The organism is uncultured Aquitalea sp. (assembly GCF_945957525.1).
Classification (GTDB): Bacteria; Pseudomonadota; Gammaproteobacteria; order Burkholderiales; family Chromobacteriaceae; genus Aquitalea.
In genome coordinates this window covers 1-20,693 of the sequence record NZ_CAMFLA010000028.1, presented here as the reverse complement: position 1 = coordinate 20,693, position 20,693 = coordinate 1, and the positions used below count along the sequence as shown (strand labels likewise).

The window sequence follows — 20,693 nt, the reverse complement described above, 5'->3', positions numbered from 1 at the left end:
GCCCGTGGTTAGGGCCTGCCTGCGGCAGATGGCGGCGCTCTGGCGTTGGTGTTGAAACAGGTAGTCTAACATTTAATCAGTCATGAGCGATTAATTATTTAATTGTGGCATAATGGCGCGTCTCTCAAGGCGGGGTGCAAGGGCATGGCGCGCAAAACCAAGGAAGATTCGCAGAAAACGCGGGACGCCATTCTCGACGGCGCGGAGCGCGTGTTTCTGGCCAAGGGCATTGCCAGCACCACCATGGCTGATATCGCCGACGCCGCCGGCGTATCGCGCGGCGCGGTGTACGGGCACTACGCCAACAAGATCGAGGTGTGCCTGGCCATGACCGAGCGCGCCATGCAGCACGACCACTTCGACAGCCTGCCGCGGCTGGACAGCCCGATGGCGGCGCTGGCCCAGGCCGCCGGCTATTACCTCTTGCTGTGGAGCCGCCCTGGTCAGCTGCAGCGGGTGGGGGAAATCCTCTACTTCAAGTGCGAACGCAACGAAGAAAATCGTCCCATCCTGCGTCGGCGCAATCTGATGGACAGCCTATCCATGCGTTACAGCCGGCGTTTGCTGAAGCAGGCCATCGCCTGCGGCGAGCTGCCGGCAGACCTGGATGTGCCCCTCTGCAACCGCTACCTCTACGCCGTGTTCGACGGCATCTATTCCATGCTCAAGTTCAGCTATGACGAGGGTCAGGCCGAACAGGCGCTGGCCGACAGCGAGCGCATGATCGCCGCCACCCTGGCCGGCCTGCCGGCAGCGCCGCAATTGCGTCGCCGCTGAGCGGCGTCGCCCGGATGACGCACTTTTGCCGGCGGAATAGCGGAATTGCGCCTTTTTCTTGCCATTTTGATCAAATGCGTGGCTAGATGATGGCCGGGTTCAGGGGGTGTCTCAAGACGGTTAGCGGGCAATGAAGACCTTTTATGCTGTCTTGAGCGAGTATTTCCATGATTTTCACGCATTGACGCACATGCGCATCATGTGTGTTGCAATGCAGGTTCATGGCGGTATTCATGACTGGCGATATTTTCAGATCAAATAATGCATCGCCATGCGCATTCCCGGAACGGGGAGGCCGTCTCGTCGACGGCATAGAGGATGGACCGGCCCTCGGGCTATGCGGAATGCAAACGATGAAGATCAAGTACCGTCTTACCATGCTGGCGGCCATTTCCACGCTGGGCCTTTGCCTTAGCGGCGCCGTTATCGCCTATACCGTTTTCAGTCTCGGCCGCTTCGTGGAAGAAGTGGTGAGCGAGCAGATGCCCAGTCTCAAATCATTGCAGCGCTTCGAAGCCGACGTGTTGCGGCTGCATGCCGATTCCCTGCTGCTGCAAACCACCGACAACGCCAATGAGCTGATGGCCTTGCCCAAGGCCATTGCCGACGCAGAGGCCGACGCGCGCGCCGCACTCAAGGCTTATCAGCCGCTGGATGAGGCCGACAAGGCCTTGTTGGCGGCGGACCTGAAAACCCTCAACGACTACGTGGCGCAGCTCAAGCCCTATCTGGAAGCCACCGAGAGTGGGGATATCGTGGCCTCCAAATCCGCCCTGCGCATGGTGGAGCCGGCTTCGCGCGCCGTGTTGGCGGCGGCGGGCAAGCATCTGCAATACAACTACAGCGTGACTGCCGGGGCGGCCGGCGATGCCCGCGCCCTGCTGTCGCGGGTGCAGGCCATCAGCTGGGGCACGGTGCTGTTGTGCCTGATCGTGGTGAGCGCTATCGGCTGGTCGCTGGCGCGCTCCATCAGTCGCGCCATCAGCGGCTTGCAAGGCGCCATCAGCGATATCGCCGGCTCGCTGGACTTTACCCGCCGCGCGCCGGCCGATAGCCAGGACGAGCTGGGCAGCATCGCCCAGGCCTTCAACGGCTTGGTGGACCGTTTGCAGTCGAGCCTGTCCGACTTGGCCGGCAACATCCATCGCGTGGCCGGCGCGGCCACCACGCTGGCGGAAACCTCCACCGACGTGGCGCGTACCGCCGAGGCGCAAAGCGAAGTGTCGGCCAGTGTGGCCGCCACCGTGCAGCAGCTGACCGTCAGCATCAACCACGTGGGTTCGCAGGCGGCCTCCACCAATGATCACGCGGTAGCCGCCGGCGATCTGGCCAGCTCCGGTCATCAGGTGGTCAGCGCCACGGTGGACGATATCCGCGACATCGCCGCCACCGTACGCGATGCCTCCGACAGCGTGCGGCGGCTGGGCGAACAGGCGCAGACCATCGTGGCCTCTGTTTCCGTGATCAAGGACATTGCCGACCAGACCAATCTGCTGGCGCTCAACGCCGCCATCGAGGCGGCGCGGGCCGGCGAGCAGGGGCGCGGCTTTGCGGTGGTGGCGGACGAGGTGCGCAAGTTGGCCGAACGCACCGCCGCCATGACCGGCGAGATCACCACTGTCATCCGCGCCATTTCCGACAGCAACGAGCAGACCGGTCGCGCCATGAGCGCGACGGTGTCTCGCGTGGACAACGGTTTGCAACGGGCCGATCAGGCGCAGGACGCCATCAGCCGCATCGGCAGCACCACGCAGGATCTGGTGGGGTTGGTGGGCAGCATTACCGGCTCCATTCGCGAGCAGGCCTCGGCCAGTACCGATATCGCCGTACAGGTGGACCGCATCGCCGACATGGCGCGCGAGGCCAACGAGGGCGCGGGCGCCACTTCCAGCGCGGCGCGCCAACTGGACGCCGCAGCCAGGCAGATGCAGGGCATCGTCGCCGCTTACCGTCTGTAACTTGAGTAGGCGAAACAGCAAAGGCGCGGCCCTTAGACCGCGCCTTTGGCTTTGCCGGCGTCGGAGGCTGGCCAGGCATTGGGCAGGATGGCGTAGGGCCCGGCCAAGTCGGGCCTTTCGACTTGGCGCCGCCAACAAAACACCGGAAGCTGCGTTGCGTCTCCTTGCGTACTCAAGGACTGCCCGCGTCGGCGCCTCGCCTTAGCCGTGATATGGATGTTTGTTAGCCGCGCTTAACTTGGCAATGCCGCAGCCTTGCCGTTTATTCCCCCTCCAACGTCCTTGCACGGCCAATTGAAGAAGGGGTTCGCTGGCTGACCGGGAAGCGAGAGGGGGGGATTCATGATCCGCAGCCGGTTTTATCGGCGCGTTTTCGTGGCTCAGGCGGCAAAGCGGCGGCGGTATTCCGCCGGCGTGCATTGTAGTTCGCGCTGGAACAGGCGGCGAAAGCTGGCCGCATCGGCATAGCCCACCCGGCCGACGATATCCTCCAGCGGCAAGGTGCTGGTTTCCAGCAGGCGGCGCGCCGCCTGCAAGCGCAATTGCTGCAGATAACGCAAGGGCGGCTGGCCCAGCACCAGCTGAAAACGCCGCATCACCGTGCGTTCGCTCGCGCCCACGCTGTCGGCCAGTTCGCCCAGCCGGTAAGGGTGGGCCAAGTGCTGTTGCAACCAGGCCTGACAGCGCAGCACCAGCTCGTCGCCGTGGCCGGCAAAGCTCTGCATCGACATGTATGGTGCCTGGCTCGCGCGATTGAGGTCCGCCAGCATCAGGCGCGAGCAGGACATGGCCAGCTCCACGCCGGCCACCTGCCTGATCAGCCGCAGCGCCAGATCGATATAAGACGTGGTGGCCCCACCGCACCAAACGCCGTCCGATTCGCTGCAAGTGGCGTAGTCCTGCAAGCGCACTTGCGGGTAACGCTGGCGAAACCAGTGATGCAGCCACCAGCTCACTGTGGCCTCCCGGCCATCCAGCAAACCATGCTCCGCCAGCAGCGGCACGCCGGTGCAAAAGGACAGTACGCGCCGGCCCTCGCTGTGCAGGCGGGCGGCCAGTGCGCCAGCCGCCTTTTCCGTCGCCAGCCGGGCTTCGAAATCCGCCAGTCGCTGGTAGCCCAGCGGCGGCAGCACCAGCGTGTCAGCGTCCCTGGCCAGCGCGGCATCGCCCTCCGGTGTGAGCGAGAGGCCGGAGGCGGTGGTCACCGGCCGACCGTCCAGGCTGAATACCCGCCAGTGGAAGGCCTTCGGCCAAGCTTTGCGCTGGGCAATCTGGTTGGCGAAGTGCAGCAGATCGATGAAACCGGTCACGCTGCCGGCATAGCAGTTGTCCAGCAGGAGCAAGCGAACCTGATGCATGATGATGGCGATATCGGCATGAAGATTGTCAATATTGCCACTGATGGTCCGGGCAGGCCACTGCTAGACTGCCTGCACGCTGCTTGCCCCGCCGGATGGCGCAGGCAGGACCTCCAGGAGAAAAACCATGCATATCGATGAAGTGTGTCGCAGCGTAGCCGCCGTGGCGGGCGAGCCTGGCCTGTTCACTGCCGAGGTGGACGAGAGCTGGGCGCAGGGCCGCACCCTGTTTGGCGGGGTGCAGGCACTGCTGGCGGTGCGCGCCATGCGCACGGCAATGCCGGAGCTGCCGCCCTTGTGGTCGCTGCATACCACGTTTGTCGCGCCGGTAGCGCCGGGGCAAGCAAGCCTGCGGGTTGAGCTGCTGCGGCAGGGGCGTTCCGCCGTGCAAATGGCGGCGCGCTTGCTGACCGGCGATCAGGTGGCGGCGATGTTCGTGGCGGCGTTTGGCGCTTCGCGCGAGTCGGCGCTGTCTGTCGCCGCGCCGGTCAAACCCTTGGCCGAGCAGGCGTCGCCCAGCCCGGAGCTGCCCTTCATCGCCGGTATGTCGCCGGAATTCACCCGCCATTACGCCTACCGCTGGGTAGAGGGCGGGCTGCCATTCAGCGGTCATGACCAGCCATTCAACCGTATCCTGTTGCGCCAGCGCGACGAGGGCCTGATGGGCGAGGAGCAGATTGTGGCCATGGCCGACGCCATCCCGCCGGTGGCGCTGTCCATGGTGAAAGGGCATGCGCCGGCCAGTACGCTCAGTTGGGAACTGGAGTTTATCCACCACGGCCAGCCGGTATCCAGCGAGGGCTGGTGGCGCATGGACGCCAGCCTGGCGGCCGCGCGCGATGGCTATGCCAATCAGGACGCCCACCTGCACGGGCCGGACGGCGAACTGGTGGCGTTGTCGCGTCAGGTGGTGGCGGTCTTCGCCTGAGCCTTGCGGCTTGCTATGCTGTCAGCCGGGCCCGCCATCCTGAGCGGGCGGCAGCGGCACAAGGAGCGGCACATGCAGGCAGCAGACGGCGCAGGATTTGACCCCGCCACCCACGCGGTGGTGCTGCGCTATCACCACGCCTGGAAAAACCGCGATCTGGACGCCATCCTCGCCTTGTACCACCCGGACATCGAATATCACGACCTGCTGCAAAACCGCGTCTTTCGTCAGGACGAGCTGCGCGATTACGTGCGCGCCTCCTTGCCGCAGGCCGAGAGCGGCCGGCTGGAACATCTGGACCGCATCCGCGTGGATGGCGACACCGCCTTCATTCAGTATCGGCTGTCGCTGAAAGAGGGCGGGGCTTATTTCCGCAGCAGCGAAGCCATCCGCGTGCGCGACAATCTGGTGTGGCGCATCAATGAATACGCCACCTTGCAACGCCCCTCCGGCGCGAAAGGCGCGGCGGACCCGCGCGGCCCGCTGCAAAAGCTGGGCTTGTCCGCGCGCCAGCTCAGCCGCATGGCGGAAGACCTGCACGCCTTCTTCGGCCAACGTCGGCCGTTTCTCGACCCGGATTGCAGCTTGCCGACGGTGGCCGCCGCCACCGGCTACAGCCGCAACCAGCTGTCTTATCTTTTCAATCAGGTGCTGGGCCGCAGCTTCTACCAATACCTCAACGAAGCGCGCGTGCGACATTTGCTCAGCCGTCTTGAGCCTGCTCCGGCCGCGGCGCGGGTGGACGAGCTGGCGTTCTCCGTCGGTTTCAACTCGCTGTCCTCTTTTTACCGCGCTTTTCGCGAAGTCACCGGCATGACACCCGCCGCCTGGCTGCGCGACTTTTCTCGCGTGTCCGCAGCGACGACGCCTCCGTCCGACGCCGTTTAAGGTGTGACCCATCAACCGATGGGAGAGCGCCATGGAGCAGGCAACGCAGGCAAGCGACATCAGCTTGTGGATGGATCAGCTGGACGCGGCGGAAAAGCGTCCGCGCGCGGCGCTGGACGGCGACGCCAGTGCCGACGTGGTGATCATCGGCGCCGGCTACACCGGCTTGTGGACCGCCTATTACCTCAAGCAGTACGCCCCGGATCTGGACATCGCCATCCTGGAAGCCAATATTGCCGGTTATGGCGCATCCGGTCGCAACGGCGGCTGGGTGATTGGCGAGCTGGCCGGTGAAGACCGCCTGCTGGCGCATCTGGACGCCGCCGGCCGCGCGGAGTGCCTGGACATCCTGCGGGATATCCCCGACGAAGTGGGGCGGGTGGTGGCGCGGGAAAGCCTGAACGCCGACTTCCGCAAGGGCGGCGTACTCTATTGCGCCGCCCGCTACCCTGAGCAGGAAACCCGCCTGCGCCAGCAATTGGCGCACTGGCGCGCGCACGGCCACGGCGAGCAGGACTTCCGCTGGCTGGACGGCGCGGAGCTGGATCGGCAGCTCAAACTGGCCACCCGTTTCGGCGGCATTTTCTCGCCGCACGTGGCCACCGTGCAGCCGGCGCGGCTGGCGCGCTCGCTGGCCCGCTGCGTGGAGGCCAAGGGCGTGCGCATTTACGAGCAAACGCCGGTCGTCGCCATCGAACGTCAAGCCGTGCGCACCGCCAGCGGCCGGGTAGCGGCCAAGTGGGTGGTGCCGGCGGTGGAAGCGTATTCGCGCAGCTTGCAGGGCGTGCGCGGCCACCAGATTGCCGTGCAGAGCCTGATCATTGCCACCGAACCCCTGTCGCAAGACCTGTGGGACGAGATAGGTCTGGCCGAAGGGCAGGCCTTCAGCGAATGGAGCCGGCTGGTCAGCTACGGCCAGCGCAGCCGCGACAACCGGCTGGTGTTCGGCGCGCGCGGCGGCTACCGCTTTGGCGGCCGCTTGCGTAGCCACTTTGCCCTGTCCGCCGAAGAAGTGGCCATGCGCCGCAACATGATGCTGGAGCTGTTTCCCATGCTGGGCAACGCCGCCATTACCCACGGCTGGGGCGGCAACCTGGGCGTGGCGCGGCGCTTTCATCCGCAAATCGTCGCCGATGATGATCGCGGTGTGTACTTTGCCGGCGGCTATGGCGGCGAGGGCGTGGGCGCCACCAATCTGGCCGGCCGCACCATCGCCTCGCTCATTACCCACCGCAACGGCAAGTTGCGGCAGATTCCCTGGCTGCGCAATACCGCCGAAGTGGCACGCTGGGAGCCGGAGCCGCTGCGCTGGCTGGGTTACAACGGCATCATCCGCAGCTTCGACTGGGAAGACCGCGTGCTGAACAACCCCGCCTCGCCGGCCTGGCAACGGCGCTTGGCGCAAGGGTTGGCCAATCGCATGGAAAGCCTGATGCAGTAAGCGCGGCTGGCAAAAATCAGTATCACGACTGAGGCAAGGCGCGCCGGCGCCGGCCGTGCCCGCAGTACGACAAGGAAGCGCAACGCAGGATCAGGGGTTTTGTGAGCGGGTCCGAGCGTTGCTGGCCAGGTTTTGCCCGGCCGGCCCTTCATTCCGCATCGCTCATGATTAAAAGGACATCGCATGCCCATCGTTCAACTCAGTCAGGCCCAGCAGCAAACGCTTTCCGCTCCGCAGGACGTGGGGTTGCCGCTATCCAGCCCGCCCTCGCGCATTGCCACCCATGACGCAGAACCGGACGCCGGGGTGGAAACCGGCGTGTGGGAGTGCACGCCGGGCCGCTGGCGGCGGCAGATCAAGAACGCCGAGTTCTGCCACTTCATTCAGGGCCGGTGCCGTTTCATTGCCGACAGCGGCGAGGTGTTTCACATCCAGGCGGGCGATGCGCTGTACTTTCCCGCCCACAGCGAAGGTATATGGGAAGTGGACGAAACCGTACGCAAAACCTATTGCCTGTTGCCCTGAGCGGTGGTCAACCATCTGTACGGCAGGATTGCCGCCATGCCGGCAATCAAGGTTGGCCGAAGGCTGGCGGCGGCGTCAGGCAGAATGCGGTTTTGCCCCGGCAAGCGGGGCGGGTTTATTGATCAGGCACATTCCATGAACACACCCTATCAGTTTCACTTTGGCGATAATCCCGCCGCCCGCGCGGTGATCGAGGACGGCCTCAAAGCCTTCAACACCGAGGTGATCGGCCAGCATCTGTACGGCAATCACTCCGCCTACCGCAATCTGGAGCTGTACGCCCGCGACGAAAGGGGCGAGGTGGTGGGCGGGCTGTTCGGCAACGACGGCATGGGCTGGATGTATGTGGACTACCTGTGGCTGCATCCCGATCATCGCGGCTCTGGCCTGGGCCGCCGGCTGATGGCGCTGGTGGACGATGAAGCGCGCCGGCGCGGCTGCGTGGGCGTGTTTCTCTACACCTACAGTTTTCAGGCGCCGGGTTTTTACCAGCGCTGCGGGTTTGAACTGATGGGAGAGCTGGAAGACTGCCCACCCGGCCACCGCCGGCTGTACCTGAAAAAGCGGCTGCCGCCGCTGTAAGGCCGCTCAGCAAACCGCCGCCCCTTGTCCTGTGCCTTGCCAGCGGCAAGCGGCGTCGGGCCCTCGCTTTGCCTTGCGCCATTCACTGCCCCGCGGCGTTTAAGGTTGCCTTAAGTCGCGCACTCTATCATCGGCGCCATACCCTACCCAAGGAGCTTCGCCGATGTCCGTCTTGACCCAGAAAACCCGCATCCTGCTGGCCGCCGGCCTGCTCGCTTTCGCCGCTGTTTCCACCGTACAGGCCGGCGAGGTGAAAAACCTGATGAAAGACATGAAACAGGCCATGCAGGCCGCCATGGCCAGCAACAATATGCAGGACTTCTCCAAGCAGTTTGCCCGCCTGCAAGACGACAGCCGCCGCGCCAGCCAGCAAAACTGGAAGGCAGACCCGGCGCTCTACAAGGAAGGCATGCAGAAACTGCAAATCCAACTGGACGCCGTAGCCGTGCAAGTGCAGGCCAATAACCTGCCCGCCGCCAAAGCGGCGCTGGCCCAGACCAATCCCATCAAGAAGCGTTACCACAACTACCTCAATTGATGCTGGCGCAGTCCGCTTGCCCCAGACGGGAGAACATTATGAACAAGCAAGATCGTTATCCGCTGTCGGTAGTGCTGCTGCACTGGCTGGTGGCGCTGGCCATTTTCGCCAATCTGGCGGTGGGCTGGCTGCTGGACGACGCCACCGAACTGATGGACCTGCACCGCGCCCTTGGCGTGCTGGTGCTGGCCCTGGCCGCCGCGCGCTTGCTCAACCGCCTGTTGGCGAGCCGCCGGCTGCCGGCGTCGGTGAATCCTGCCGGTACCCCGCAGTATCTGGCTGAGAAAGCCGTGCACGGCCTGTTGTATCTGGGCATGCTGCTGGTGCCCTTGTTGGGCTGGCTGAAAACCAATGCCGCCGGCCACGAGCTGACCCTGTTCGACAGCCTGACGCTGCCCACCCTGCTGGAGAAAAACCGCGAGCTTTCCCACTTGCTGGGGCTGGCCCACTCCGCCACTGCCTATGCGCTGGCAATGCTGATCGGCCTGCATGTGGCCGGGGCCATCGCTCACCGCCTGCAAGGGCAGGGCGATGTGCTGCGCCGCATGTTGCCGGCCCTGCGCAAGCCCTGAGCGTTTAGAGCGGCTGACAAAATTCCTGATGCTGCGTCGCGCCTCCTTGCCTCAGCTCTTAGCGCCTCAGGCCGGGTCGGCAAACGGGCCGCCGGGGCGCAGCAGCAAGTCCGCCAACGCTTCCGCGGCCATGGGTTTGGCGAAGAGATAACCTTGCAGCAGCTCGCAGCCGTGTTGGCGAAAGAAGGCGGCCTGCTGGAGGGTTTCCACCCCTTCGGCCACCACGCGCATGCTCAGGCTGCGGGCAATGGCGAGAATGGCCAGCGCGATGGCTTGGTCGCCCTCCTCGTCAAACAGATGCTCGACAAAGCTGCGGTCGATCTTGATTTCATCCAGCGCAAAGTGCTTCAGGTAAGACAGCGAAGAAAAGCCGGTACCGAAGTCGTCGATGCTGATGTGAAAGCCCGCCGTCTTCAGCGCCAGCAGCTTGCCGGAGGTTTGCTCGGGCTCTGCCAGCAGCCCTTCAGTGATTTCCAGACAAAGCCGGTAGGGGGAAATGCCATGCTCGCGCACGATGGCCAGCAGATCATCCACCATGTCCGGGCGCTGGAAATGGCGGGCGGAAATATTGACGCTGACCACTGGCGGGGCCAGGCCTTGTTTGTCCCAGAGCTGGAGATCCAGACAAACGCGGCGCAGTACCCAGCGCGTCAGCGGGATGATCAGGTCGGAGCGTTCCGCCACCGGGATGAATTCTCCGGGCGGCACGATGTTTTGCCCGCGCCGCCAGCGCACCAGCGCTTCGCAGCCGGCCAGCCGGTGGCTGTGCGCCGCAATCTGCGGCTGATAGTGCAGAAACAGCTCATCTTTCTCCAGCGCCGCGCGCAAGCCGTTTTCCAGTTGGAAGCGCCGTGTGATTTCCTTGCGCATGTCCGCGCTGTAGAGCAGGCAGCCGCTGCCGCCCGCCTCCTTGAGCCGCATTAACGCCGCCTGCGCGTTCAGCAGCAGGGCATCGGCGCGGTCGCTGTGTTCCGGGTAGGCGCTAAGGCCCAGCAACCAGGTCATGTGCGGGTCGGCGGCTGCGCCTGACGGGGTGTTGAGCGCTTGCAGCAGCCAGTGCGCGGTGTCGCTCAACTGATCGATGGACACCGCCTCCAGCACCAGGGCGAACCGGTCGTCCGACAAGCGCGCGCTGGCGATGGCGTCTTGGCCCACCTCGCGCAGTCGGGCGGCGGCGCGTCGTATCAGCTCATCGCCGTCCTGTTGCCCCAGCGTGCCCAATACACTGTGCAAATTGTCCAGCTGCAGCACCGCCACGCCAATGACTTTGCCGATGCTGGCGCTCAGCAAATGGGCAAGGCGGTCTTCCAGCCACTGGCGATTGTGCAGCCGGGTCAGCGAATCATGCGTGGCCAGATAGGCGATGCGGCCTTGCGCGGCGTTTACCGCTTCGGGTTCACGGTACAGGCCGACAAAGTGCGTGATGTTGCCGGCCTCGTCGCGCAGAGCGTTGATGGTGAGCCATTTAAAAAACAGCTCGCCGGATTTGGTCCGGCTCCAGATACCGCCTTGCCACCAGCCCCGGGCGTGAATCTGCTGGCGCAACAGCAGGTAGAAACTGTCGTTGTGCTTGTCGGAGTGGAGCAAGCGGGGCGTCTGGCCGCGCAATTCGTCATGGCTGTAGCCGGTCATGGCCACGAAAGCGCTGTTGCAGGCAAGGATGATGTGACTGGCATCGGTCAGCACTTCGCCCTCGGCATGCCGTTCAAACACCGTGGCGGCAAGCCGCAGCCGCGCTTCGCTGGCCTTGCGCTGGGTGATGTCGTGCATCACTTCGTACCAGCCGGTGACGCGGCCGGCGCTGTCGCGGCGCACATGGCAGGAGAACTCCACAAACACCACCGCGCCATCCGCTCTGGGCAGCTGGCGTTCGGCCATGGGCGCAAAGCCGTGGGCCAGGCAGACGGTGATCATGTTTTGCCAGGTCTCCACTTGCCAGCCCAGATCAAAGGCGTGGGCTACCGGCTGTTGCGGCCAGTCCAGTAATTTGAGCAGCGCCGCATTGCCCTCCGTCAGTTGGCCGTCCTGGTCATAAAACGCGACGGCGTCCTGCATGGTTTGATAGAAATGGCGGAATTTGTGCTCGTTGGCCGAAAGCTTGTCCTGCAAGGCGGTTTCGTGGCTGATGTCGTCCAGCAGCCAGGCCCAGGCGCTTGTCTGGCTGTCGCCAACCGGGGCAATGGTGAGCCTCAGTGCCTGGCCGGCCGGCAAGCGCATGGTGATGCTGCGCAGTTCGTCATCCGGCGGCAAGCCGCCCAATAGCGGCAAGACAAAGCCGGACACCTCCTCGGCATTGATGGCCCGCTCGATAAGGCGGCGCAGCGCCTGAGACAGGGGGGCGGGCAAGGTTTCGCCTTTGGCGATGCCCAGCAAACCAGCGGCGGTGTGGTTGACGAAGCCCATGCGGCCATCAAGCGGCACGATGACGATGCCCTGCGGCAGTGCGTCCGCCAGCGCATGCAGGTGCGGATCTTCCTCCAGCAGGCTGACGCCGGCGCCGCTTTGCCAGATGTTCTGTCCCAGCGCGGTCAGCAGCACCTCGACCGTTTTCTCCAGGCCGCTGGCAGGCGGCGCCCTCTGTCGCCACAAGGCCAGCAAGCCCACATTGACGGTTGCCGACAATTGTCGCCGGGCCAGCAGCACGGCACTGTCATGGCCCAGCGCTTCGCGCGCGCGCAGGGACAGCGGCAGCATGTCAGCCGCAGCCTCGCCTACGGTTAAAAGCCAGGGCTGATCCGCCATCGGCAGCACGCAAGGGCGGGACATCCAGTCGGCCGGCGCGCTGGCCACCGGTACTGCGACGGACTCCGCCTCGACAAACCAGAGGCAGACCGCATCCGCGGCAAGCAGATCGCGGACCGCCGCCACCGCCAGCGACAGGTCAGCCATCGGCGTTTCCGGTCAGGCAAGTCAGCAGCGCGGCATTGACGCTGTCAGGCGCTGTCATGTGAGGCAAGTGGCCGTGCGTGGGCAGCCGGATCAGCGCCCGGGCCCTGCCGTGTTCGGCCAGCCATTGCGCCGCGCTCCAGGGCACGGCTACATCCTCGCTGGTCTGCAAGACATAAAGCGGGCGGCTCAGCCGCTCTACCTCGGCGCGATGGTCCGACAGAAAGGCCGCCTTCAGCATGGTGTGCACGATGTCCGGCCTGAGCGTCTGCAGATGGCGGGAAAACTCGGCGGAGGAAAGGTGCGGGTTCACCTCACCCACCATGGCGGGGGCAAAGCCGTTGGCCCACTTGGCGTAGTCGGTGCGCGCCGCATCCAGTAATTGCTGGACCGCTTCCTGGGTGAAGCCGCCCTGATACGCGCTGGCCGGGTCGTCCACGTAACGGGCGGACGCACCCAGCAGCACCAGCCGCTCAAAGCGCGATGGCTCGGCCACGCAGGCCAGCAGGCCGATCATCCCGCCAATCGAATGACCCACATAGGCGGCGGGCTCAATCTCCAGATGATGCAGCAGTACCAGCAGGTCTTCGGCAAACCCGTACAGCGTGTCGTGGTGATGGGGCGAGAAGCTGGCCTCCGTTTCCGGCGTGGCGCCGGCAAAGTCGAAAGTCAGCACGCGATAGCCTGCCTCAACCAGTGCCAGCCTTTGTAGCCGCCAGGCGTTCTGGTCGGTGCCTATGCCGTGGCCCAGCACCACCAGACGCGGGCCGTGGCCCCAAAAGCGCGGGCTGAATCGTTCAAGCAAGGTGTGTGGTGTGGCCGACATGATGGCTTGTCCTGCCGCCCTGATTGCCAGGCGAAGAAGTATTCAAAGCAAATGAAAATTTGAAAAGCCTGTATGCATTGCAGACTTCTTTAGAAATAGCAGATGACATTGTGTTTTGCCGCCCGCCATCTTCTCTTGCTCCCACCCCCGCGCAACTCTATGTTGAGGCGTGGGCGCGCTGATGCGGGCGCGCTCCGTCACCCCCACCCGGACGCGATGCGTCCAGCCTCTGCGCGAGGAGCCCGCCATGCAAGTACAGCCCTACCTGTTTTTCAATGGATGTTGCGATGAGGTCATCGCCTTCTACCAGCAAGCGCTGAATGCGGAAGTGATTCTGCTGATGCGTTTCAAGGACGCCCCGCCCGGCGCGGGCGGCACCCCCGACCCGGCCATGGCCGACAAAGTGATGCACGCCACCGTACGCGTGGGCGATAGCCATGTGCTGATGTCGGATGGCGGCGCCTGCTCGGAACACAGGGCCCATGCCGGTTTCAGCCTGTCGCTGGCAACCGACGACGTGGCCGCCGGCCAGCGCAGCTTCAACGCGCTGGCCGAGGGCGGCAATGTCACCATGCCGTTCCAGGCCACCTTCTGGAGCCCGGGCTTCGGCATGCTGGTGGACCGCTTCGGCGTAGCATGGATGGTGAACGTACAGCAAAACCCTGCGTGAGCCACGGCCTGGCCGCTGCTGCCCTTCGGCCAAGCTGCTATCCACAAAAAGCCCCCGCGCCGTGAAGCCGGGGGTTTTGTTTTGGTGCGCGGGGCCGCTACCTGTTGCCTGTCTCGCCCAATAGCGCGTGAATGTGCTGCGCCGCCAGCGCGGCCGGGCGGCTCAGTGGCCACTCGCGCCGGCGCGCCAGCCACAGCGTATCGCTCAGTGGTTCCGGCTGCGGCCACAAGCGCAGGGCTTCGGCGTGGCCGAAGGCTTGTACCGCATGGCGCGGCAACACGGTAAAGCCCAGCCCCAGTGCGACGGGCTGCAAAATCATGCTGATCTGATTGATGAAACCGCGTTGCGGCATGTCCGCCAGCCGCTTGCCGGGGAAGGCCCGCGCCAGATAGCGTCCGGCCATGGCCTCTCCGTCCGGGTGGCCTATCCAGCCCAGCGCCGCCAGCTCGTCCCAGCTGTTGGCCGTACTGGTGGCGGGCAGCGCCAGACAAAGCTCCTCCTGCCCCAGCCAGTCCGCTGTCAGCCGGTTGTCGCTGGGCGGCAGCGTCACAATGCCCAGCTCCGCCTCCTGCGCCAGCAGTGCGCGCAGGATGCCGGGCTCCGGCGCAAAGCGCAGGTCCACCCACACGCCCGGATGGCGGCTTTGCCATGCCAGCAAGCGCGGGTACAGCATCAGGCCCACGCTGCCGGGCACGGCCAGTCGCACCGGGCCGGCCGGCGGGCCGTCGTCGCTCAGCGTTTGCCGCAACCGGCTTTCGGCTAACGCCACTTCTGCGGCGTAGGCTAGCAAGGCATGCCCGCGCGGGGTCAGCTCCAGCGCGCGGCCCTGTCGCGTTAGCAGGCGGCCGGTTTCCGCTTCCAGCCGCGCCATGTGCTGGCTTACCGCTGCCTGGGTCAGGTTCAACCGTTCCGCCGCGCGTGTATAGCCGCCGGCGGCTACCACCGCTTGAAAGGAGCGCAACCAGAGTGGGTTAATCATAAGCAGGATTTATCAAATAGATAAGGTTTGTGCGGTTCTTGTTATGGCGCTGCCAGCTTAGACTGCCGCCATGCATTTGAACAGGAGCCAGACCATGCAACACCCCGCTTACCCGCGCAATTTCTCCCACATCGGCCTGTCGGTTACCGACCTCGATGCCGCCGTCCGCTTTTACACCGAGGTGCTGGGCTGGTATCTGATCATGCCGCCCACCACCATCTCGGAAGACGATTCCGCCATCGGTGTGATGTGCAGCGACGTATTCGGCCCCGGCTGGGGATCGTTCCGCATTGCCCATCTGTCCACCGGCGACCGCGTGGGCGTGGAGATCTTCCAGTTTGCCAACGCGGAAAAACGCGACAACAACTTTGAATACTGGAAAGGCGGCGTCTTCCACTTCTGCGTGCAAGACCCGGATGTGGAAGGCCTGGCCGCCCGCATCGTGGCCGCCGGCGGCAAGCAGCGCATGCCGGTGCGCGAATACTTCCCCGGCGAAAAGCCCTACCGCATGGTGTATATGGAAGACCCGTTCGGCAACATCCTGGAAATCTACAGCCACAGCTACGAGCTGACCTACTCCGCCGGGGCTTATCAGAACCCGCAACAATAAACTGTGCACAGCTAGCCGCAGCACTTCGGCCAACCCGGCCCCCACACAGCCCCCGCGCCCACTGGCCGGGGGCTTTATTGCGTATTGACTGATGTAGGTCAGCCGCGTGGGCTCGCCTTGCGCGCGGGGTCGCGGCACAATGCCGGATATTAATTTTGCATAACGGGCGGCTGGTGTGATCAGCCGGGCCGGCAGTCATGGAGCATCATGGCCAAGCCGGAAAATTTTTGGAGACGACAATGAAGAAAAACACCTTGTTGCTGTTGCTGGCGTTGGCTTTCCCGGTAACGGCGTTGGCCGAAGGCGAAGCCGACAGCGCTTTTGACAAACTCAACTGGCACACCGGACCGCGCCAGGAAACCATCGTCAACCGCGGCGCCCTGTCTCTGAACGCAGAGCAGAGCGGGCTGGACGAAAAAGACTCTTCCGAGTTTCTGCGGCTGACCAAAAACCTGCCGGAGCCGGGCAACATCATCATCGTCAGCAAGCAGGGCTGGTGGTCGGATTTCAGCTTCGACCCCATGGGTTACGTGAAGGACGACGAAAAGATCGACGCCGACGCCATCCTCAAATCCATCAAGGATTCGGACGAACCGTCCAATGAAGAGCGGGCCAAGCAAGGCATGCCGGCGCTGCACACGCTGGGCTGGCACACCCCGCCGCATTACGACCCCGTCACCCACCAGCTGGAATGGGCGATTCGCGTCAGCTCCGGTAATGTGGAGTCGGTGAACTACACGGTGCGCATTCTCGGCCGAGAGGGCGTGATGAACGCCGTGCTGGTCACCGACACCCAGACGCTGGACCGCGACCTGCCGCAATTCAAGAAAATGCTTGCCACCTACAATTTCAATGCCGGCCAGAAATACTCCGAATTCAAACCCGGCGACCACGTGGCGGAGCTGGGCCTGGGCGCGCTGATCATTGGCGGCGCGGCGGCTGTGGCCACCAAGAAAGGCTTCTGGGCAGTGCTGGGCGCGGCGCTGGCCAGCGGCTGGAAACTGATTGCCGCCGCATGCCTGGGCGCCGGGGCCTGGCTCAAATCCTTGTTCAGCCGCAAAAAACAGTCCTGATGGCTTTTCTGCCCTACCTGCCGCATCCCGAATGGCTGGCCATCGCGCTGGCCGTGGGGCTGTACCTGTACGAAGCCGCCAGCCTGCTCTATAGCAATGAATTCCTGCTGGTGCGCCAGCGCGGCGGCTGGCGGGCAGAGCATGCCGGCCGCGCCGTGCATATCGGCGGCAAGGGTGTGCATCTGCCTGCGCCGTGTCGCATGTTCTCCCCCGCCTACCGGCTAGCCTGGAATATGGATGGGGCGACAGGGCCGCAACCGGCCGTACTGCCGGCAGCGCTGGAGGGCATGCTGCCGCCGGTGCGCTGGTACGCCGTCGCCGCCAGCGGCCTGCTGCTGCTGACAGGCTGGGCCGCGCTGGCCGGGCAGTGGAATCAGGCCGGGCTAGCGCTATTGGCCTTTTACGCGGCCACCGTGCTGTGTTTTGCCTGGCTTGCGGCGCAGCGACGCCACTACGGTTTCAGCGCCGGGCAACTGGCGGGGCTGGCTTTTGAAATCCTCTGTTGTCCGCCGTTTGCCCCCAACCTGCCGCGCCGGCTCACCCTGGCCCTGCCCATCAGCGCGGATGGGTTGGCCGAAGCCGGTAGGCTGCTGGACGAAGCTAGCTGGGCAGGCCTGCTGGCCCACAGCGCCGGCACGCTGCAAGAGCAGCTGGATTTTGCCGCCGCGGGCCAGACGCCCGCCGCCAGGCTTGGCTTTAACGCATTTTTGCAAAGGGAAACCTCCGCATGGCCGTCAAAGACATCCTGATCATCATCGGCTGCGCTCTGTTGGGTTACTGGCTGGTGTCCCGCTTCATCGGCGACTCGGCCAAGCCTGATCAGGCCAAACCGGAGACTGACGACGCCTGGGGTGCCTGGCGGCGCGCCGGGCCGGACCCCTGGCAAGCGCCCGTCCCCGCCAGCGCCCGCAGGCCATGGTTTGAAGTATTGGGCGTGGCCGAAACCGTCAGCGAGGAAGAGCTGAAAAAAGCCTATCGCGCGCTGATCAGCCAGTACCACCCTGACAAGGTAGCCGGCATGGGCGAGGAAGTGCGGCAGGTGTGTCAGGAAAAATCCGCCGAAATCACCGTGGCCTACGATGAGGGCATGAAAGCGCGCGGCTTCAGGGCGTAAGCCCCGCACAAAGCCCGGCCTCGCAGCCCCTCGCCCTCATCGCTACGCCCTTCGGCCAACCACCCGCCAACCAACAGCCCCCGGGTCGGATGACCGGGGGCTGTTTTCTTGGGGATGGTGTGGTGGTTTACGCCAGCTTCAGCTCGTTGCGGGCTTGATCCAGTACACCCTGCAGGTACTTGAGCGGGATGTAGAGGTCGTAGTCTTCCAGCCCTTCCACCTCCGTACGGTCCAGCATGGCCAGCAGCTTGTTCATCAGTTGCGCGCTGTCGTCCAGCAGGTAACGCACTTCTTCCAGCCCCGCATCAAGGATATGGCAAGCGTGGTTGATCAGCCTGAGCGTCTGCCGGGTTTCCGGCAGTGGGTGCTCGCCCAGGCTCTGGTGCAGGGCGGCCAGGTGGGCGCGCAGGCGTCCCAGCGGCAAGCCCAGTTGCTGCAGGAACAGGGCAAAGCGCGGGACGGTCAGGCTGGGGGAATCGACGGGCAGGGACGGGATGGGAGGCCGCAGGGGGCGCGGCGTATTGCGGGTCGTATGGCTCATGGCGCAACCCTTTTTGGAAGAGCGACAAACCCTCCCAACCTGACGCCAATCGGGGTGGCAGGCGCATGGCGGGATTGGCGTTACCGGCTTCCGTCCGGCGTCTCCGGAGAGACTCCCACCACGGCCCGCCATGGAAAACGGCAAAGCAATGGAGGGAGGACTGGTGCGCGTTAGCACAGCAGTCCAGGAAGCCCGGCCGGACAATCCCGGTGCCGCTATTGAACGGCAGGGGAGGGATTACCGGCGGGCTTGGGCAACGAGGCAAGAAATGCGCGGCAGAGCGCGCCACCGGCACAAGGAGGGAGCATGAAAAACCGCCGGCAGCGCCTATGGCTGTGGCGGGCAGGGGCTAGCAGTTGGCGGAGAGCGTGGCCGCCGCGTGCACGCGCTGTAGCAAGCGGCGGCGAATCAGGCCGCTGGCCGGCCGGATCAACCACCAGTAAGGACGAAAACGACGCAAGGCCGCCGCATCGCCGCAATACACGCGGGTGCTGGTGGTCAGGCGCGTGCCAGTGCCCTCCGCCTGCGCGGAGAAATTCATCACCAGCTTGGCCATGCCGGCGGCGCTGAGCGCGGCAAACGCCTCCGCATCCGCCACACTGTGCAAGCCGTAATCCGCCTGCCAGACGCGGCCGGCCAGGCCGAAAGCCACTTCATGATCGCCATCTCGGCCCAGAAAGGTGAAGTTGGCCAGGCCAAACGCCGGCTGCTGGCGCAAGGCGGAAGCAAAACCCAAGCGTCCCGCCAGCCGGTTGGGCAACTCGCGCAGCGCAATCAATAACCGCGCCACCGGGTCGTCCACCACCTCCGGCCGGCTTACCGCATCCAGTACGGCGGCCGGCGCCGCCGGGATATAGCGGGTGTGCGTTTCGGCAAACTGGTAAACCGGCAGAAAGCGTGTGATCAGCGACATGAGACTGCCCCAACCTGTTTTGATGACGAAATCATCGCAGAAAACGGCGGGCGGGGTGGGGAGGGGCGGTTGCGCCATGGCAAAAAAACGATTGATCTGGCAGGCGCCAATGAGGGGGCGGGTAAAGATCAGTAGTTACAACAATGGCTTGGCAAAGATGAGGATTGGCGCGGTATAGCCAGCTTGGCCTTGCGACTCAAAGCGCTTATATGCATGAAGCGTGATTTCAGGACTTGAGAACAATGTAATTGCGTGCTCTCCTAGAGAAATCTTTTTGCATAAATGGCGGTTTTGGGAACAGGTATGGCACGTAGAAGAGGAAAAACCAGCCAAGCGGAGGCTTTAATCGCCCTGCCTTGGTATGTCAGCGCAGGCTTGGGCTTTGCCAGCCTGATAGTTCTCAAACTGGTGTTGCCAGCTATCTGGGCCGGAAACATATTCTTGCAAGCCATTGCGCAAGGCTTTGCCTCTGGGGCCTGGCTCGTCGCCGGTTTCTTCTTCCTCATGGCGGCGCTCTCTGCCCTGCGCGCCTTCGGCCAACGTCTCCCTGAGTCACCAAAACCCGAGCTCCGCGCCCCCCCGCCCACTGTACGCCGCACGGTGGACAAGCCCAGCGACCCGGTGGCGGATGCCTACCGCGCTACACCGGCCACGCCTGTTGCGCCAGCCAAGCCCGAGGCGTGGTCGCTTGGTTTGATACGCAGTCTGGAATGGAAACGCTTTGAGGACGTTTGCCAGCAGTTTTACCAACTCAAAGGCATCAAGAGTGAGACCACCCCGCTGGGGCCGGATGGCGGCATAGATATCCGCCTGTTTCAGGACGATTCGGGCAACGCCACCTCGGTAGTGCAATGCAAAGCCTGGGGCGAACGCTATGTGGGCGTAAAACCGGTGCGCGAGCTGTTGGGCGTAATGACCCACGAAAAAATCGCCAAAGCCTTCTTCATGACCAGCGGCAAGTTTTCCGACGAAGCGAAAAATGTTGCCCGCAGCAACAACATCACGCTGATTGATGGAGAAATGTTGCTGATGATGATTGAACGCCTGCCTGCCGACATCAAACAACAGCTGCTGACTTTTGCCACGCGCGGCGACTACACCACGCCTACTTGCCCCAATTGCGGCACCCCCATGCGCCATGTCGCCGGTAAAGGCGGCCGCCCGGACTTCTGGGGTTGTCATAACTATCCGCGTTGTAAACAGACGTTGGGGATGAAGGGGTCTTTAGGAATTCGATAGATATAACATGAACTTTAAGCTCATAAATTCAACACTAATTTGAAATTAAAGTGGAAAAATTCGGAGATTTTTATGGATGGCGATAAAAAAATAGTAATTGATGAGGTCGTTGCAGAAATCGCTTCTTTGGCGTATCAGCGTACAAATGAGGCAACCACAAGGCTAAGGAATACAGGACATCTTTATCGCCTGCGTCGATGGCCTGAAGGGTTTCCCGGAAGCTATCGAGGCGGTCTTCCCGAAAGCAGCCGTGCAGTTGTGCATCGTGCACATGG

At 63.9% G+C, this 20,693-nt stretch carries 21 protein-coding genes and 1 pseudogene; 16 read left to right on the top strand and 6 right to left on the bottom strand.

Going from position 1 to position 20,693, the window contains the following annotated elements:
- Window positions 1-144: 144 nt before the first annotated feature.
- Both Q0P52_RS18510 and Q0P52_RS18505 read left to right on the top strand, forming a co-directional pair.
- Entirely contained in the window at window positions 145-777 is a 633-nt protein-coding gene (locus Q0P52_RS18510) for a TetR family transcriptional regulator (protein WP_293766101.1), read from the top strand.
- A gap of 353 nt (window positions 778-1,130) precedes the next feature.
- Window positions 1,131-2,735 carry a methyl-accepting chemotaxis protein gene (locus Q0P52_RS18505; protein ID WP_293766102.1) on the top strand — a complete coding sequence of 535 codons (1,605 nt, stop codon included), beginning with the start codon at window positions 1,131-1,133 and terminating at the stop codon, window positions 2,733-2,735.
- A 380-nt stretch (window positions 2,736-3,115) separates the two neighbouring features.
- On the opposite strand, the gene Q0P52_RS18500 is transcribed toward Q0P52_RS18505, so the two are convergent.
- Window positions 3,116-4,093 carry a helix-turn-helix domain-containing protein gene (locus Q0P52_RS18500; protein WP_293766103.1) on the bottom strand — a complete coding sequence of 326 codons (978 nt, stop codon included), beginning with the start codon at window positions 4,091-4,093 and terminating at the stop codon, window positions 3,116-3,118.
- A 127-nt stretch (window positions 4,094-4,220) separates the two neighbouring features.
- Here Q0P52_RS18500 and Q0P52_RS18495 point away from each other — a divergent pair, with 127 nt between their 5' ends.
- From Q0P52_RS18495 to Q0P52_RS18465, 7 genes are all read left to right on the top strand, one after another.
- Window positions 4,221-5,021, top strand: coding sequence for a thioesterase family protein (locus Q0P52_RS18495; RefSeq protein ID WP_293766104.1), 801 nt, complete (start codon window positions 4,221-4,223; stop codon window positions 5,019-5,021).
- A gap of 72 nt (window positions 5,022-5,093) precedes the next feature.
- Window positions 5,094-5,909 carry a nuclear transport factor 2 family protein gene (locus tag Q0P52_RS18490; RefSeq protein ID WP_293766105.1) on the top strand — a complete coding sequence of 272 codons (816 nt, stop codon included), beginning with the start codon at window positions 5,094-5,096 and terminating at the stop codon, window positions 5,907-5,909.
- Between the two features lie 31 nt (window positions 5,910-5,940).
- Window positions 5,941-7,350 carry an FAD-binding oxidoreductase gene (locus tag Q0P52_RS18485; RefSeq protein ID WP_293766106.1) on the top strand — a complete coding sequence of 470 codons (1,410 nt, stop codon included), beginning with the start codon at window positions 5,941-5,943 and terminating at the stop codon, window positions 7,348-7,350.
- Window positions 7,351-7,533: 183 nt separating this feature from the next.
- Window positions 7,534-7,875, top strand: a complete 342-nt coding sequence (locus Q0P52_RS18480; RefSeq protein ID WP_293766107.1) for a cupin domain-containing protein — start codon at window positions 7,534-7,536, stop codon at window positions 7,873-7,875.
- 135 nt (window positions 7,876-8,010) lie between these two features.
- Window positions 8,011-8,457 carry a GNAT family N-acetyltransferase gene (locus Q0P52_RS18475; protein ID WP_293766108.1) on the top strand — a complete coding sequence of 149 codons (447 nt, stop codon included), beginning with the start codon at window positions 8,011-8,013 and terminating at the stop codon, window positions 8,455-8,457.
- A gap of 163 nt (window positions 8,458-8,620) precedes the next feature.
- Window positions 8,621-8,995: a cytochrome b562 gene (locus Q0P52_RS18470; RefSeq protein WP_293766109.1), complete on the top strand. Its 375-nt coding sequence runs from the start codon at window positions 8,621-8,623 to the stop codon at window positions 8,993-8,995.
- Window positions 8,996-9,033: 38 nt separating this feature from the next.
- The gene (locus Q0P52_RS18465; RefSeq protein ID WP_293766110.1) at window positions 9,034-9,567 is read left to right on the top strand and encodes a cytochrome b/b6 domain-containing protein; all 534 of its coding nucleotides are present in this window, start codon (window positions 9,034-9,036) and stop codon (window positions 9,565-9,567) included.
- Between the two features lie 66 nt (window positions 9,568-9,633).
- Here Q0P52_RS18465 and Q0P52_RS18460 read toward each other — a convergent pair whose 3' ends face one another.
- Both Q0P52_RS18460 and Q0P52_RS18455 read right to left on the bottom strand, forming a co-directional pair.
- Window positions 9,634-12,456, bottom strand: coding sequence for a bifunctional diguanylate cyclase/phosphodiesterase (locus Q0P52_RS18460; RefSeq protein WP_293766111.1), 2,823 nt, complete (start codon window positions 12,454-12,456; stop codon window positions 9,634-9,636).
- Window positions 12,449-13,279 carry an alpha/beta hydrolase gene (locus tag Q0P52_RS18455; RefSeq protein WP_293766112.1) on the bottom strand — a complete coding sequence of 277 codons (831 nt, stop codon included), beginning with the start codon at window positions 13,277-13,279 and terminating at the stop codon, window positions 12,449-12,451. Before Q0P52_RS18455 ends, Q0P52_RS18460 begins: the two co-directional genes overlap by 8 nt.
- 247 nt (window positions 13,280-13,526) lie before the next feature.
- Between Q0P52_RS18455 and Q0P52_RS18450 the strand changes: the two genes are divergently transcribed.
- Window positions 13,527-13,949 (top strand): VOC family protein, encoded by a 423-nt coding sequence (locus tag Q0P52_RS18450; protein WP_293766113.1) that lies wholly within the window; start codon window positions 13,527-13,529, stop codon window positions 13,947-13,949.
- Window positions 13,950-14,046: 97 nt separating this feature from the next.
- Here the strand turns inward: Q0P52_RS18450 and Q0P52_RS18445 are convergent, their stop codons facing one another.
- On the bottom strand, window positions 14,047-14,928 hold the full coding sequence (locus Q0P52_RS18445) for a LysR family transcriptional regulator (RefSeq protein WP_293766114.1): 882 nt from the start codon (window positions 14,926-14,928) through the stop codon (window positions 14,047-14,049).
- A gap of 94 nt (window positions 14,929-15,022) precedes the next feature.
- Between Q0P52_RS18445 and Q0P52_RS18440 the strand changes: the two genes are divergently transcribed.
- The 4 genes from Q0P52_RS18440 (at window position 15,023) to Q0P52_RS18425 (ending at window position 17,725) form a co-directional block, all read left to right on the top strand.
- A complete protein-coding gene (locus tag Q0P52_RS18440; RefSeq protein WP_293766115.1) occupies window positions 15,023-15,538 on the top strand; it encodes a lactoylglutathione lyase family protein in 516 nt (171 codons plus the stop codon).
- Window positions 15,539-15,777: 239 nt separating this feature from the next.
- Window positions 15,778-16,611, top strand: a complete 834-nt coding sequence (locus Q0P52_RS18435) for a DUF2167 domain-containing protein (RefSeq protein ID WP_293766116.1) — start codon at window positions 15,778-15,780, stop codon at window positions 16,609-16,611.
- Window positions 16,611-17,360 carry a hypothetical protein gene (locus Q0P52_RS18430; protein WP_293766117.1) on the top strand — a complete coding sequence of 250 codons (750 nt, stop codon included), beginning with the start codon at window positions 16,611-16,613 and terminating at the stop codon, window positions 17,358-17,360. The genes Q0P52_RS18435 and Q0P52_RS18430 overlap by 1 nt, the downstream gene beginning before the upstream one ends.
- Entirely contained in the window at window positions 17,339-17,725 is a 387-nt protein-coding gene (locus Q0P52_RS18425; protein WP_293766118.1) for a DnaJ domain-containing protein, read from the top strand. The genes Q0P52_RS18430 and Q0P52_RS18425 overlap by 22 nt, the downstream gene beginning before the upstream one ends.
- Window positions 17,726-17,852: 127 nt before the next feature.
- Here Q0P52_RS18425 and Q0P52_RS18420 read toward each other — a convergent pair whose 3' ends face one another.
- On the bottom strand, window positions 17,853-18,266 hold the full coding sequence (locus Q0P52_RS18420; protein WP_293766119.1) for a hypothetical protein: 414 nt from the start codon (window positions 18,264-18,266) through the stop codon (window positions 17,853-17,855).
- Between the two features lie 349 nt (window positions 18,267-18,615).
- Window positions 18,616-19,179 (bottom strand): hypothetical protein, encoded by a 564-nt coding sequence (locus Q0P52_RS18415; protein WP_293766120.1) that lies wholly within the window; start codon window positions 19,177-19,179, stop codon window positions 18,616-18,618.
- Between the two features lie 282 nt (window positions 19,180-19,461).
- Between Q0P52_RS18415 and Q0P52_RS18410 the strand changes: the two genes are divergently transcribed.
- Both Q0P52_RS18410 and Q0P52_RS18405 read left to right on the top strand, forming a co-directional pair.
- Window positions 19,462-20,418, top strand: coding sequence for a restriction endonuclease (locus tag Q0P52_RS18410; protein ID WP_293766121.1), 957 nt, complete (start codon window positions 19,462-19,464; stop codon window positions 20,416-20,418).
- Between the two features lie 166 nt (window positions 20,419-20,584).
- A pseudogene (locus tag Q0P52_RS18405) lies at window positions 20,585-20,693 on the top strand (transposase); the annotation flags it as partial.

Excerpts from the sequence above, each read along its gene's own strand:
- Q0P52_RS18510 (WP_293766101.1), top strand. The coding sequence starts at position 145 with ATGGCGCGCAAAACCAAGGAAGATTCGCAGAAAACGCGGGACGCCATT.
- Q0P52_RS18505 (WP_293766102.1), top strand. The coding sequence starts at position 1,131 with ATGAAGATCAAGTACCGTCTTACCATGCTGGCGGCCATTTCCACGCTG.
- Q0P52_RS18500 (WP_293766103.1), bottom strand. The coding sequence starts at position 4,093 with ATGCATCAGGTTCGCTTGCTCCTGCTGGACAACTGCTATGCCGGCAGC.
- Q0P52_RS18495 (WP_293766104.1), top strand. The coding sequence starts at position 4,221 with ATGCATATCGATGAAGTGTGTCGCAGCGTAGCCGCCGTGGCGGGCGAG.
- Q0P52_RS18490 (WP_293766105.1), top strand. The coding sequence starts at position 5,094 with ATGCAGGCAGCAGACGGCGCAGGATTTGACCCCGCCACCCACGCGGTG.
- Q0P52_RS18485 (WP_293766106.1), top strand. The coding sequence starts at position 5,941 with ATGGAGCAGGCAACGCAGGCAAGCGACATCAGCTTGTGGATGGATCAG.
- Q0P52_RS18480 (WP_293766107.1), top strand. The coding sequence starts at position 7,534 with ATGCCCATCGTTCAACTCAGTCAGGCCCAGCAGCAAACGCTTTCCGCT.
- Q0P52_RS18475 (WP_293766108.1), top strand. The coding sequence starts at position 8,011 with ATGAACACACCCTATCAGTTTCACTTTGGCGATAATCCCGCCGCCCGC.
- Q0P52_RS18470 (WP_293766109.1), top strand. The coding sequence starts at position 8,621 with ATGTCCGTCTTGACCCAGAAAACCCGCATCCTGCTGGCCGCCGGCCTG.
- Q0P52_RS18465 (WP_293766110.1), top strand. The coding sequence starts at position 9,034 with ATGAACAAGCAAGATCGTTATCCGCTGTCGGTAGTGCTGCTGCACTGG.
- Q0P52_RS18460 (WP_293766111.1), bottom strand. The coding sequence starts at position 12,456 with ATGGCTGACCTGTCGCTGGCGGTGGCGGCGGTCCGCGATCTGCTTGCC.
- Q0P52_RS18455 (WP_293766112.1), bottom strand. The coding sequence starts at position 13,279 with ATGTCGGCCACACCACACACCTTGCTTGAACGATTCAGCCCGCGCTTT.
- Q0P52_RS18450 (WP_293766113.1), top strand. The coding sequence starts at position 13,527 with ATGCAAGTACAGCCCTACCTGTTTTTCAATGGATGTTGCGATGAGGTC.
- Q0P52_RS18445 (WP_293766114.1), bottom strand. The coding sequence starts at position 14,928 with ATGATTAACCCACTCTGGTTGCGCTCCTTTCAAGCGGTGGTAGCCGCC.
- Q0P52_RS18440 (WP_293766115.1), top strand. The coding sequence starts at position 15,023 with ATGCAACACCCCGCTTACCCGCGCAATTTCTCCCACATCGGCCTGTCG.
- Q0P52_RS18435 (WP_293766116.1), top strand. The coding sequence starts at position 15,778 with ATGAAGAAAAACACCTTGTTGCTGTTGCTGGCGTTGGCTTTCCCGGTA.
- Q0P52_RS18430 (WP_293766117.1), top strand. The coding sequence starts at position 16,611 with ATGGCTTTTCTGCCCTACCTGCCGCATCCCGAATGGCTGGCCATCGCG.
- Q0P52_RS18425 (WP_293766118.1), top strand. The coding sequence starts at position 17,339 with ATGGCCGTCAAAGACATCCTGATCATCATCGGCTGCGCTCTGTTGGGT.
- Q0P52_RS18420 (WP_293766119.1), bottom strand. The coding sequence starts at position 18,266 with ATGAGCCATACGACCCGCAATACGCCGCGCCCCCTGCGGCCTCCCATC.
- Q0P52_RS18415 (WP_293766120.1), bottom strand. The coding sequence starts at position 19,179 with ATGTCGCTGATCACACGCTTTCTGCCGGTTTACCAGTTTGCCGAAACG.
- Q0P52_RS18410 (WP_293766121.1), top strand. The coding sequence starts at position 19,462 with ATGGCGGTTTTGGGAACAGGTATGGCACGTAGAAGAGGAAAAACCAGC.